The 12,028-nt window shown below is 71.5% G+C and carries 11 protein-coding genes and 1 pseudogene; 10 read left to right on the top strand and 2 right to left on the bottom strand.

Annotation, left to right across the window (positions count from 1 at the left end):
- Nucleotides 1–2: 2 nt before the first annotated feature.
- The 5 genes from ABD908_RS15375 to ABD908_RS15355 are packed head-to-tail and all read left to right on the top strand — an operon-like array spanning nucleotide 3 to nucleotide 4,437.
- Nucleotides 3–875, top strand: a complete 873-nt coding sequence (locus ABD908_RS15375; protein WP_344997443.1) for a DUF58 domain-containing protein — start codon at nucleotides 3–5, stop codon at nucleotides 873–875.
- Nucleotides 865–1,344 carry a hypothetical protein gene (locus ABD908_RS15370; RefSeq protein ID WP_344997442.1) on the top strand — a complete coding sequence of 160 codons (480 nt, stop codon included), beginning with the start codon at nucleotides 865–867 and terminating at the stop codon, nucleotides 1,342–1,344. The genes ABD908_RS15375 and ABD908_RS15370 overlap by 11 nt, the downstream gene beginning before the upstream one ends.
- The gene (locus ABD908_RS15365) at nucleotides 1,335–2,429 is read left to right on the top strand and encodes a vWA domain-containing protein (RefSeq protein ID WP_344997440.1); all 1,095 of its coding nucleotides are present in this window, start codon (nucleotides 1,335–1,337) and stop codon (nucleotides 2,427–2,429) included. The genes ABD908_RS15370 and ABD908_RS15365 overlap by 10 nt, the downstream gene beginning before the upstream one ends.
- A complete protein-coding gene (locus ABD908_RS15360) occupies nucleotides 2,426–3,481 on the top strand; it encodes a vWA domain-containing protein (RefSeq protein WP_344997438.1) in 1,056 nt (351 codons plus the stop codon). Before ABD908_RS15365 ends, ABD908_RS15360 begins: the two co-directional genes overlap by 4 nt.
- Nucleotides 3,478–4,437: a hypothetical protein gene (locus ABD908_RS15355; protein WP_344997436.1), complete on the top strand. Its 960-nt coding sequence runs from the start codon at nucleotides 3,478–3,480 to the stop codon at nucleotides 4,435–4,437. The genes ABD908_RS15360 and ABD908_RS15355 overlap by 4 nt, the downstream gene beginning before the upstream one ends.
- Nucleotides 4,438–4,465: 28 nt before the next feature.
- Here ABD908_RS15355 and ABD908_RS15350 read toward each other — a convergent pair whose 3' ends face one another.
- Nucleotides 4,466–5,023, bottom strand: a complete 558-nt coding sequence (locus ABD908_RS15350) for a serine acetyltransferase (RefSeq protein WP_344997434.1) — start codon at nucleotides 5,021–5,023, stop codon at nucleotides 4,466–4,468.
- Nucleotides 5,024–5,409: 386 nt separating this feature from the next.
- The gene (locus ABD908_RS15345; protein ID WP_344997432.1) at nucleotides 5,410–5,607 is read right to left on the bottom strand and encodes a hypothetical protein; all 198 of its coding nucleotides are present in this window, start codon (nucleotides 5,605–5,607) and stop codon (nucleotides 5,410–5,412) included.
- A 234-nt stretch (nucleotides 5,608–5,841) separates the two neighbouring features.
- On the opposite strand from ABD908_RS15345, the gene typA reads away from it, so the two are divergent.
- From typA to ABD908_RS15320, 5 genes and pseudogenes are all read left to right on the top strand, one after another.
- Complete coding sequence (gene typA / locus ABD908_RS15340; RefSeq protein WP_344997430.1) at nucleotides 5,842–7,752, top strand: translational GTPase TypA; 1,911 nt, start codon at nucleotides 5,842–5,844, stop codon at nucleotides 7,750–7,752.
- Nucleotides 7,753–7,961: 209 nt separating this feature from the next.
- The gene (locus ABD908_RS15335) at nucleotides 7,962–10,007 is read left to right on the top strand and encodes an ABC transporter family substrate-binding protein (RefSeq protein ID WP_344997428.1); all 2,046 of its coding nucleotides are present in this window, start codon (nucleotides 7,962–7,964) and stop codon (nucleotides 10,005–10,007) included.
- A 29-nt stretch (nucleotides 10,008–10,036) separates the two neighbouring features.
- Nucleotides 10,037–10,945: an N-acetyl-1-D-myo-inositol-2-amino-2-deoxy-alpha-D-glucopyranoside deacetylase gene (gene mshB, locus ABD908_RS15330; RefSeq protein WP_344997483.1), complete on the top strand. Its 909-nt coding sequence runs from the start codon at nucleotides 10,037–10,039 to the stop codon at nucleotides 10,943–10,945.
- Nucleotides 10,946–10,993: 48 nt separating this feature from the next.
- A complete protein-coding gene (locus ABD908_RS15325) occupies nucleotides 10,994–11,359 on the top strand; it encodes a hypothetical protein (RefSeq protein ID WP_344997426.1) in 366 nt (121 codons plus the stop codon).
- Between the two features lie 115 nt (nucleotides 11,360–11,474).
- Nucleotides 11,475–12,028, top strand: a pseudogene (locus ABD908_RS15320) (hypothetical protein); the annotation flags it as partial.

Below are 12,028 nucleotides of genomic sequence, written 5' to 3'. Positions count from 1 at the left end.
CCATGGAGCGGAACCTCGAGCGGGCCCGCATCCACTTCGGCGGCGACACGCGCGGCCTGCTGGAGGGCGGCCGGTACGCGCTCCTGCACACCCGAAGCCTGGAGTTGGACGATCTGCGGCCGTACGTACCCGGCGACGACGTGCGTGACATCGATTGGCGGGCTACGGCGCGCGAAGGCGATGTCCTGGTCAAGCGGTTCGTCACCGAGAAGCACCACAAGATCCTGCTGGTGGCGGACGCCGGCCGGAACATGGCCGCCCTGACCCCCACCGGGGAGCGCAAGAGCGACGTCGCCGCGCTCGTCATCGGCGTCGTCGGGCTGGTAGCGATGGACCGGTCCGACGAGGTGGCGCTGGTGTACGGGGATCGGACGGGCTCGGGTCGGACGCCGGCGCGGCGCGGCGAGACCCACCTGGGCGGGCTGGTCGACAGGTACCGCGGGGTCGCGGCCGCGAGCCGGGAGCCGAGCGACATCGCAGTCCAGCTGGATTATGTGGCAGCGGGGTTCAAGCGTCGGATGGTCCTCGTGGTGATCTCGGACGAGCCGGAGCCGGGCTCGGAGCTGGGCGCTCGGTTGCGCGGTCTGGCGGGGCGGCACGACGTCCTGTGGGCGATGGTCGAGGACCAGCCCGCCATCGGGTCCGCCGACGACGAACTCGACGGCTTCGACGTCGGCACCGGCCGCCTCGTGCTGGGTGGCCCCTTCGTCGGGCCGCGGGTGGTCGCGGCGTACCGCAGGGCCGAGGCCGAGCGTCGGGCGCGGCTCGACGCGTTCCTCACGGAGTGCGGGGTGCGGGGTGTCCGGATCGCCGGGGCCGCCGACCTCCGGCGCGGGATGGTGTCGTTGCTGGGGGATTTCGCTCATGCCCGGTGACCTGCTCCGATACCTCGGGGGCCCGCAGCCGTACGCGGTGTGGTGGCTTCTCCTGGCCGCCGTGTTGGTGCTCGTGGTCCTCGCGTGGTTCGCCGCAGTCGTCGTGTGGACCCTGCCCGTGGAGCGGCTGCGGCGGTCCAGAGTCCTCGGGCCGCTGCATCACCGCCTGATGGCGCGGAGATTCACCCGGCGCGCCCGCCGCATCGTCGCCGATCACGGTGCCGGTCGGATTCCGGCGGGCGCGGCCTGCTCGGCGCTCCGCCGCACGCTACGTTCCTTCCTCCGGCTCACGACGGGACGACGTGTGGACGCGCTGCCGACCGGGGAGTTCGCCACCGTCGGGCTGAGCGCCGCGGTGCCGGTTCTCCGGGCGCTCGACGAGGCCCAATTCGCGCATCCGCAGCCGCAGGAACTCGCGGTGGCGAGCCTCGGCGGCGAAGTCGAGCGGGTGATCGCCTCGTGGACCTGAGATGGTGGCCGGTCGCCATCGTCGGTGCGTGTCTGCTGGTCGGGGCGCTCGGCGGGGCGATGCTGGGGACGATCGCCCGGCCCCAGCGGATGCTGCGGCCGTTGGCCAACGTCCACCGGTTGACCGGCCTTTCCGAATACGCCCGCCTGGCCAGGCGGCGCGCCGTGGCCCTGGTCGCGCTCGCCTGCCTGCTCACCGTCGCGTTCGGCGCGGCCGTGGTGACCGCGGCCCGCCCCGTCGGTGCGTCGTCGGCGACTCGTTCCTTCGAGTCGGAGCATCCCGAGGACGTGATGATCTGTGTGGGCCAACCGGTCACCGACCCGACGACGTCCGGACTGTTGACCTACTTCGCGGAGACGACCAAGCGCTCCGATACCCTACGGATCGGTTTGACGTCGCCGACGTTGCGCGTGATTCCCATGACCCGCGACCACATGTACGCGGAGACGCAGTTGACCAGGTTCGCGCGGGTGTCGCCCCTGCAGGCCGCGCTCGACGCGAAGCGGACCCTGCCCACCGCGGATTCGACGGCCCTCGAGAGCGGCATCGCCGACTTCTCCCGCCCGATCGACTACACGGACTACGCCCCCTCGGTGAACGACGTGCTCGCGTTGTGCCTCACCGGATTCCCCTCGTTCGAGAGCAGGGGAACCCATCGCCGATCGCTGATCTACCTCGGATACTCCGACCTCAGGTCCAGCACGGACCCGCGCCCGTCGCTGTTCGACGACACGACGCTGCAGAACATGGCGACCAGGGCGGGGGTCCAGGTGAACGTGATCGCCCGCACCGATGTCGTGACGACCAGCGCCCGGACCACCTCAGCGCTCCGCGCGCTCGCCGCGGCCACCGGCGGCCGCTACCGCACCTACAACCCGGCGGGGAGTGCCGCGACCACCCGGGCGGGCGTCGACTCCACGTTGCGCACCGTGCTCGACGGCATCCGGGCGAATCGCCCGCAGGTGGTGCTGCCCGACGGTAAGACCGTTACGAGCAGGAGCTGGGACTCCCCGGCCGCTCCGCTGTACGTGTGCCTGGTCGCAGTCGGCCTGCTGTCCGCGGCGCTGGTGGTGGTCCGCCGATGACCTTCCAACCGATCGTCCCTGCGTGGCTGCTGGTCGCGTTCGCGGTCGCCGTCATCGCCCTGCGCATGCTCACGCTGTACCGCATGCTGGTGCGCACCGGTTCCGGGCACTACCGGCGGCTGGTGTTGCGCTGGAGCGGGCTCACCGTGGCCTTTCTACTGGTCGTGGTCGCGGCCGCCATGCCGGGCCTGACCCCGCGCGAGACCGCGGGAGCCGACCAGCCGCAGGTCCGGTCCACAGCGAACCTGAACGTCTTCCTGGTGGTCGATCGGTCCGTCGACGTACGCGTCGCGGACCTCGGTGCGGGTGCTACGCGACTGAGCGCGATGCGTACCGACATGGACGAGCTGATCGACCAGTTCCCGCACGCACGGTTCGCGGTCGTGGGTTTCGCGTCGACCGCCCACCTCGAGTGGCCGTTATCGGACGACGTGTGGAGCCTGCACCCGATGGTCAAGGGACTCTCCAGCTACACCGACGTGCCGCTCGACGCGCCGTACGAGGTCGACGACGGCGCACCGCAGCAGGTGCTGCGCGACCAGCTCAGGAGGGCGCGGTCCGACTATCCCCGGTCGAAGAACGTCGTGTTCTACCTCGGGGCCGGCGGTGGAGGTTCGCACGCGGCGCAGACCACGCTGACCGGCTTGGCCGGCATGATCGACGGCGGTGCGGTACTCGGATACGGCACGAGTAGCGGAGGCGCAATCCCGGAGACCTACGTAGACGGGCAACTCGTCTACTTCGCGGACCAGTCGACGAGACGACCGATCATCTCGCGGATCGACCAGTCCCGTCTCGCAGACGTCGGCCGGGTGCTCGGCGTGCCGTACTTCCACCGGGACGAGGATGCGCCGATCGCGGCCGTGGTTCCGGGCGTCACAGCCGATCCAGGCCCTGACGAAGACGCATCGACGGGGTCCGGGGTGGTCGTGCGGACCGAGCTCTACTGGCTGTTCGCCGCGAGCGCTGCGGTGCTCGTCCTCGTCGAGTCGGTGTTGACGGTCCGAGACTTCCGCCGGGGCCGCCTGGTGCGGCGCGAGGCGGGGCTATGACGAGGCTCGGCCGGACCTGGGCGCGGGTCGCGCGGTGGTGGCGGGGTGGGCCGACTCGGCTGCGTCTGCGGCGGCGCCTGCTGGTGGTGTCCACACCGTTCGCGGTTCTGGCGGTGTCGGTGGCCGTCGTGCTGGTCACCGTCACCGTCGCCAGCCGGTCCGCGGTCGGGGACTTCGAGCGCCACGACGTCGAGGCACTGCGCGGCGACATCGCGGCGATGCACCGGTTCGGCGTGGTCGACACCGCTACCGTGTCGGTCGCCTCCGGCGATCTGGCGGTCCTCGAGGGGCGGATCGACGATGCCGACGGGGCCTTCACGGCCGCGCTCCGGCGGTCGGACACGTGCGCAACCCGCGTCGACCTCGAGGTGGTCGAGGAGACGCAGGGCGATGTCGCGTCGGTCCGTGGCGACCGGGCCCGGGCCGAGGAGCGCTACATCCACGCGGTGGGCATCGTCGAGGCGGCGGCGCCGGGGTGCTTCCAGGGGAACACCGACCCGGATCAGGCACGTCGCCGGATCCGGAGCGAGGCACTGCCACGCCTGCGCTCGAAGATCGCCTCCCTCCATCAGACCGCCGCGAGCTCGACTTCGCCGGTGCCCGCATCCCCGACATCCGCGCCCCCGGCCTCAGCCACTCTGACGCCGACCCCGTTGCCGGCGCGCCGCTCGGCGGGGCCCGCGCCGTCGCCGTCCACCGCGCCGCTTCCGCCGTCCCAGGTCCCGGTGGTCGGCACCGGTACCGGCACCGACGCGAACTCCACCCCGATCGTCGGGCCCGGCGGCGGCGCGGGAGGCGACGGCAGCGGCGTCCTCGATCCGGTCGATCCCGACCGGATACCGGTTGCCGGCGGAAGACCTGGCCCGGGGCATCGGCTGGGCGTCGGCTCCGATCCCACCGCCACCTTGCAACGGGTGCTGGGGAACTCGGATGCGACCGGAGCGAGCCAGGAGTGAGACGCGAGGGGGAGCCGCTCGGCCGCGGCTACTCTGCCGCGCTCGGCGGCAGCGTAGCCGCGCGGCGGTTGAGGATATGCGCCGGCACCCCGCCCACGTCGACGTCGTCGGGCACGTCCTTGGTGACCACGGCGCCGGCGCGGATGCCCACTCGGTCGCCGACGTCGGCGCCGATCACCATGGCGTTCGGGGAGATGTGGACGTCGTCCCCGATGACCGGCGCCTTACCGTTGGCCTCGCCGATCGTGACGCCCTGGTGGAGGCGACAGTTGCGTCCGACGATGGCGTTCTGGTTGACGACGATCGTGCCGGTATGTGCGATAGACAGGCCGGGGCCGAAGACGTTCCTCGGGATCGAATAGCCGAGGCGCTCGCCGAAGAACTTCGTCCGTGCGATGTACCAGGCCGCGATGGCACGCCGAAGCGGACCGGCGGCGGTGTTGGCCCAGAACTCCGACTTTCGCAGGAGCCTCTGGAACTGGAGTGGGCGCTGGGTGAGGCGGAAGCGCGGCGACCACCTGTCGAATCCGTAGGACCGCAGGTCTGCCTGCAGGTAGGCGTCGAGCTCTGATCGGGACGTGATCATGATCACGAAGGTAGCCTCGATCTGTAGAGTAAGCAAACAATATTTACCTTCAGGATGGTAATATTTGTCGACATGATGATGCATGTAGGCAGATTGCGGTTTGCGTGCTCACAGCGCTATCGAACGGTATTAGTTGCCGTGTTGTAGGTAGAAAACAGAACAGTAAATATCCGTGACCGCCGGCGCCGGTCAGCACGTCAGCTCTGCTCGACGTGGCCGGTTGACGGACGTGCGCGATGGGGTCGAGCTGCTCGCCCGAAGGGTGCCGGTGACGCAGCACCGGTCGGCTGCGCCTGCCGCGAGGTCGGGGTGCCTGGAGAACACGGTTACCCGAGCCTCGGGCTGGTGCTGCAGCGCCGGTTGCGGTTGACCGGGCGCCGGGGCGGCTATTCGGCGCCGGCCCGGCGGGGATTCGAGCGGATGTGGGCGAGGGACTTCTTCAGTTCCTTCTTGGTCGCCCCATGCGCCGCGAGGCGGTTGAGGCGGTGAATCACCACGGGGCAGCGCTCGCACCGCACCTTCTTGCGGCAGCATGTGGACTTGGGCTTGGCGCCCACCAGTTTGTGCGCCTTGGTCTTGCTCACCTGACGAGGTTAGCGCCTCCTAAGGTGCGTCGGTGCGGGGCGGCCGCACCAGCGCGAATAACGCCGAACCGGCGCTGGCAAGTAATCTAGAGGTGACCGAAGCGCTCCGGACCGCGGAGCGTGCCCCCGTCGTGCCTGCCTGCACCGCATACCGCCGTGCAGCCCCGGCGCCACGAATCGGCCGCGCGGCCCCACAGCCGGACCGCTGCGCGCCGACCACGTCAGGAGTAGTGAGTGACCACCGAGCCCAACTTCCGCAACGTCGCCATCGTCGCGCACGTCGACCACGGGAAGACCACCCTGGTCGACGCCATGCTGCGGCAGTCCGGCGCGTTCGGCGAGCGCGCCGAGCTGGTCGACCGTGTCATGGACTCCGGCGACCTGGAGAAGGAGAAGGGGATCACGATCCTCGCGAAGAACACCGCGGTGCACCGCAAGAACGCGGACGGCACCACCACGGTGATCAACGTGATCGACACCCCCGGGCACGCCGATTTCGGCGGCGAGGTCGAGCGCGGCCTGTCCATGGTCGACGGTGTCGTGCTGCTGGTCGACGCGTCCGAGGGCCCGCTCCCGCAGACCCGGTTCGTGCTGCGCAAGGCACTCGCGGCCTCGCTGCCCGTGATCCTCGTCGTCAACAAGACGGACCGGCCCGATGCGCGCATCGAGGAGGTCGTCAGCGAGTCGCAGGACCTGCTGCTCGACCTGGCCTCGGACCTGTCGGACGAGGCCGCCCAGGCCGCCGAGCTGGCGCTCGAGCTGCCCGTCGTGTACGCCTCCGGCCGTGAGGGCAAGGCCAGCACCGTCGCACCTGCCAACGGCGAGGTGCCGGCCGCCGACAACCTCGACGAGCTGTTCCAGATCCTGCACGACTACATCCCCGAGCCCAAGGGCGACCCGGACGCGCCGTTGCAGGCACACGTCACGAACCTCGACGCGTCGGCCTTCCTCGGCCGCCTCGCCCTGGTCCGCGTGCACAACGGCACCCTGCGCAAGGGGCAGACGGTGGCGTGGATGCGCGAGGTGGACGGCGAGCCCGTCGTCACCAACGCCAAGGTCACCGAGCTGCTCACCACCGAGGGTGTCGAGCGCAAGCCCGCCGAGGAGGCCGTCGCCGGCGACATCGCCGCCGTGGCCGGCTTCTCCGACATCATGATCGGCGACACCCTCGCCGACCTCGAGAACCCCGTCGCGCTGCCGCGGATCACCGTGGACCAGCCCGCCATCTCGGTGACCATCGGCACCAACACCAGCCCGCTGGTCGGCAAGGTGTCCGGGCACAAGCTGACCGCGCGCATGGTCAAGTCGCGGCTCGACTCCGAGCTGGTGGGCAACGTCTCGCTCAAGGTCCTCGACATCGGCAAGCCCGACCAGTGGGAGGTGCAGGGCCGCGGCGAGCTGGCTCTGGCGATCCTGGTCGAGCAGATGCGGCGGGAGGGCTTCGAGCTGACCGTCGGCAAGCCGCAGGTGGTCACGCGCAAGGTCGACGGCAAGGTGCACGAGCCGTTCGAGCACCTCACCGTGGACGTCCCCGAGGAGTACCTCGGCGCGGTGACCCAGCTGCTCGCGAACCGCAAGGGTCGGATGGAGTCCATGGGCAACCAGGGCACCGGTTGGGTGCGGATGGAGTTCGTCGTGCCGTCCCGGGGGCTGATCGGGTTCCGCACCGACTTCCTCACCGAGACCCGCGGCACCGGTATCGCCAACGCCGTGTTCCACGAGTACGCGCCGTGGGCCGGCGAGATCCGCGCCCGGCACACCGGATCGCTCGTCTCGGACCGGCAGGGCAGCGTGACCCCGTTCGCGATGATCCAGCTCGCCGACCGCGGCACGTTCTTCGTCGAGCCCGGTGCCGACACGTACGAGGGCATGGTCGTGGGCATCAACCCGCGCGCCGAGGATCTCGACATCAACGTCACCAAGGAGAAGAAGCTGACCAACATGCGTCAGTCCTCCGCCGACGTCATGGAGACCCTGGCCAAGCCGATCAAGCTGGAGCTCGAGGCCGCGATGGAGTTCTGCGCCGGCGACGAGTGTGTCGAGGTGACCCCCGAGGTGGTCCGGGTCCGCAAGGTGCACCTGAACGCCACCGAGCGCGCTCGCGAGCGTTCGCGCGCCAAGTCGCGTGACCAGGCCGCGGTGTAGCCGGGTAGGTTGCTGAGGTACGCGCGGCGTCGGAGCGCGCGGAGGCTGCGCGCTCCGACGACCGCCGCGTGTCGGCTCTGGAATCGTGCCGGCAAGGAACTGCGTCGGTGACAAGACTGCGTCGGCACAGAACTGCGCCGTGGGTGTGACCGTGCCGGTGATGGGAGCGTGCCGGTGATCGGGACGTGTGACGGGGAGGGAGGCTCGGCTTGGGGCGAGCGCCAATGGGCCGCGGCTTCGCTGGGCTGCGGCATGCGGTGCGGCCGCTCGCGGTGGCTGCGCTGGCCGCGGTCGTCCCGCTGAGCGTCGCGAGCTGCGCAGCGAACCCACCGCCGGCGATGCACGGCTCCGACACGTCGACACCCACGCCGCTGCCATCGGCGACGGGGACCACCGTCGTCGTCGCCGTCGACAACCTGGGCGTCGGTTTCAACCCGCACCTCGAGGCCGACCTGTCGCCCGCCACGCAGGCGCTCGCGGCGATGACCATGCCCAGCCCGTTCCGTGAGGTCGTCGGCCCCGACGGGCACGTGCACTACCAGCAGAACACCGACCTCGTCCCGTCGGTCGTGGAGACGTCCCCCGTGGACATCACGTACACGATCCGGCAGGACGCGCAGTGGTCGGACGGTGCGCCCATCGCCGCCGAGGACTTCCTGTACCTGTGGCAGTCGATGATCACTGCGCCCGGCACCGCCGGCGCGGCGCCCTACCGGTTGATCGACTCCGTGACCTCGGGCGCCGGGGGCAAGCGCGTCACCGTCCACCTCAGGGCGCCTTATCCCGGCTGGCGCAGTCTGTTCTCCAACCTGCTGCCCAGCCACCTGATCAAGGACGCGCCGGGTGGGTTCACCGGCGCGATGCAGGGCCGGATCCCCGCGTCCGGCGGCAGTTTCCTGGTGAAGAAGGTCGACATGGCCCGCGACGAGGTGACCCTCGAGCGCAACGACCGGTACTGGATGGACCCGTCGAAGGTCGACCGCATCGTGATCCGCAAGGGCGGCACCGACAGCCAGGCCGCCAACTCCGTGCGCACGGGGGACGTGCAGGTGGTGTCGATGCACGGCGGCCCATCGCTGCTCGCGCAGCTGTCGTCGATCTACCAGGTCAAGGCCATCGACCAACCGGCGCCGCGGCTGATGAGCCTGACGCTCAACACTCGGTCGCCGTTCCTCGCCGACCAGGCGGTGCGCCGCGCGTTGCTCGCGTCGCTCAACGTGGATCTGCTCACCACCGTGGGCTCGGGCGGCGACACCGTCCGTCCCGCCCGCGCGCAGGTGCTGGCACCGTCGAACGCGGGCTATGCGCCGACGATGCCCGCCGGCCCCGCGACCCCGGCAGCGGCGAAGCACCAGCTCGAGGAGGCTCTCGCGGCCGCCGGGTACACACTGCAGACCGCGCCGATCCCGCCGAGCCAGAGCGAGCCGCCGAGCACCGGGCCCGTCTCGCACGTGACGGTGACGGTGCCCCCATCACCCGCGGAATCCAGCTCCGCGGGGGCCGGCGTGAGCGCCTCGCCGACGTCACTGTCGGTGCCGCCGTCGCCGTCGCCCGGCGAGAGCGTGCGGCAGTTCGTCCGCGACGGCGTCCCGATGTTCCTGCGGATCGGCGTGGCGGCCGGCAACCAGGCTGCATTCTCGGTGGCCAGCAATGCCACCGACCAGCTGCGCGCGATGGGCGTGTTCGCGTCCGTGGTGACCCTGGACCCCGACCAGCTGGCCAGCAGTGCGCTCGTCGACGGGACTGTCGATGCCGTGGTCGGCTGGTCCGAGGTGACCGGTGACCCGGCCGTGCGCCTCGCATCACGCGTCGAATGCCCTCCGCAGGGCGGCGGGGCGACGTTGACCGCCGGTGCGCCCGCGACCACCTCCACGAGCCCACCGACGGTGACGGCACCGGCCGGCGGGTCGGGCGAGCCTTCGTCGACGACCACCCCGAGCGGACCCGAGCCCACCGAGCAGAGCGCCGCCACGAGCAGCATGTCCGAGAGCCAGGCCGCCGCCGAGGTCGGCGGCGACATCTCCGGCCTGTGCGACCTGGACGTGCAAGAGCTGGCGCGGCAGGCGCTCACCGGCCGCGACGTGGCGGACAGCCTCGCGTCGGCCGACCGGATGCTGTGGCAGGACGCGGTCGAGCTGCCGATCTTCCAGGACGAGACCGTTTCGGCGGTGGCGCCCACCGTGGCCGGCGTGACCCTCGCGGGACCGCTGGCGACCGGGGTGTTCACCGTCCCCGAGAGTTGGGAGCGCAAGTGAATCGGGCCGAGCGTGCCGGCAGGCGGCTGATGCTGGTGCATGCGCACCCCGACGACGAGACCATCACCACCGGCGGCACCATCGCGCGGTACCTCGCGGCGGGCGCCGAGGTCACCGTCGTCACCTGCACGATGGGCGAGGCCGGCGAGGTGATGGACACCGCCGATGCGCAACTCGTGGACCAGGAGGCCGACCAACTCGGCGGGTGGCGCGCGTGGGAGCTGCGCGGCGCACTGGCGGCGCTGTCCCCGGCGGGTGAACCGCCGCTGCGGCCGCTGTTCCTGGGTGGCACGGGCCGGTTCCGCGACTCCGGGATGGCCGGGGCTCCGTCGGCGGAGCACCCGCGTGCTTTCGCCCGCGCCGATCACGCCGACCGCGCGCCGGGCGGCCCCGTCTGGGCCCTCACCGCGCTACTGCGCGAGCGGCGACCGCACGTGGTGGCCACCTACGACACCGTCGGGGGGTACGGGCACCCCGACCACATCGGCGCGCATCGCGTCACGACGTCCGCCGTCGCCGCGGCCGCCGACCCCGCGTACGCGCCCGAGCTGGGCGCGGCGTGGTCGGTGCCCAAGGTCTACTGGACGGTGTCGGCGGAGGGGCAGATCACCGACGGCGTGCTGCGGCTGCGCGACGACTTCTGCGAGCTGCCCGAGGGCTGGCGCGCACCCAAGCTCGGCGTGCTGCCCACCCATCCCGACGACGAGGTGACCACGATGATCGACGTGTCGCCGGTGCTCGAGAACAAGCGGGCCGCACTGCGGGCGCACGGCACGCAGCTGCACCTGGCGGCGACGGGGACCGAGTTCGCCCTGACCAACAGGGTCGCGCAGCCGGTGCTGGCCGAGGAGGCGTTCATCCTGGTGTCCGGGGAGCCGGGGGAGGTCGTCGACGGTTACGAGCGGGACCTGTTCGCGGGGCTCCCCGAGATCGGGTGACGGGGATCGGATGACGGGTGACGGGGCTCGCATGACGGGGCGGCGCGGGTGAACCGCGACTGGCCGCGGCTACTGCTGCTCGCGGCACTCACGCTGGCCGGCGCGGCGTGTGCCGTGGGCGGCACGATGTACCTGCCGGCGCACGTGGGGTCGGCGCCGATGCCCGTGTCCGCCGTGGTGGCGGGCCTGATGCTGGCGATGGTGTCGGTCGCGGCGCAGACCCTCACCGGACAGGGCTCGTCGGCGTCGCTACCCGTCCTCGCCTTCCTGGTGGTGATCGTGGTGTTCCTGCTGGGCGGCCCGGGTGACAGCGTGACCTACACCGACTGGCGCGTGGCGCTGCTGCTCGGCTGCGGCGTCGGGCTGCCGGCGCTGGCGTGGTACGTGGGCGCCGCCGACCGGTTGCGGCGCTGAGCCCGCCCGATCGGCGGCCTGGACCGGGCGCCTCGCCCCCCGGACGCCCGGGGCGGTGGAATCGCGGTGGTCACAGCCCTGGTCCCGTGCCGGGCACGCTCGTTAGGCTGGGCTCGTGAATGCACTGACCCCGCGCGAGAGCGCCGCGCCCGGCTCAGACGTGTCCGACCGTGACCTGGCGCGCACCGTCGGATGCGTGGTCGCGGTGGTTCGGCCCGCGGTCGCGGGAGTCCGGGTCGCGTCGCTGGTGGCCGGACTCACGCCGATACCTGTCGTCAACGCATACCCGAGGCGCGATGCCCCCGGGCGGGCGCACTGGTGGGTGGCCCCCGTCGGCCTGGTGTCGACGGTGGCCGTGGCCTGGCCCGGTCTGCTCGGCCCGGTGGCGCGGGTAGTGCCGGTGGGTACGGTGCTGGGCTTCGCGAACCAGGCGGTCGTGGTGGTCGGTGTCGCGGGGGAGTACGGCGTGACGGACTTCCACGGGCAGGTGGACCTGGCCGCGCGGGTCCTGGCGCGGCGGCACATCGATGCCCACGAGCTGCTCGGGGAGCACACCTCGGTGAAGGAGCTGGTGCCGGTCGGACAGGTGTGGGCACAGGCGCGGGGCGGCGTGGGCGGCGCCGTGGGCGCGGCGCGGTCGGTGTGGCACGCGGCGCGCGCGGTGCGGAC

Source organism: Tsukamurella soli (genome assembly GCF_039541155.1).
Taxonomy (GTDB): Bacteria; Actinomycetota; Actinomycetes; order Mycobacteriales; family Mycobacteriaceae; genus Tsukamurella; species Tsukamurella soli.
Note: the sequence above shows the minus strand (reverse complement) of the source record. Positions and strands in the feature narration are given on the sequence as shown.

Bases quoted from the DNA above. Each gene is read 5' to 3' on its own strand.
- mshB (WP_344997483.1), top strand. From the start codon at position 10,037: ATGCTGGTGCATGCGCACCCCGACGACGAGACCATCACCACCGGCGGC.
- ABD908_RS15370 (WP_344997442.1), top strand. From the start codon at position 865: ATGCCCGGTGACCTGCTCCGATACCTCGGGGGCCCGCAGCCGTACGCG.
- ABD908_RS15350 (WP_344997434.1), bottom strand. From the start codon at position 5,023: ATGATCACGTCCCGATCAGAGCTCGACGCCTACCTGCAGGCAGACCTG.
- ABD908_RS15360 (WP_344997438.1), top strand. From the start codon at position 2,426: ATGACCTTCCAACCGATCGTCCCTGCGTGGCTGCTGGTCGCGTTCGCG.
- ABD908_RS15375 (WP_344997443.1), top strand. From the start codon at position 3: ATGGAGCGGAACCTCGAGCGGGCCCGCATCCACTTCGGCGGCGACACG.
- ABD908_RS15355 (WP_344997436.1), top strand. From the start codon at position 3,478: ATGACGAGGCTCGGCCGGACCTGGGCGCGGGTCGCGCGGTGGTGGCGG.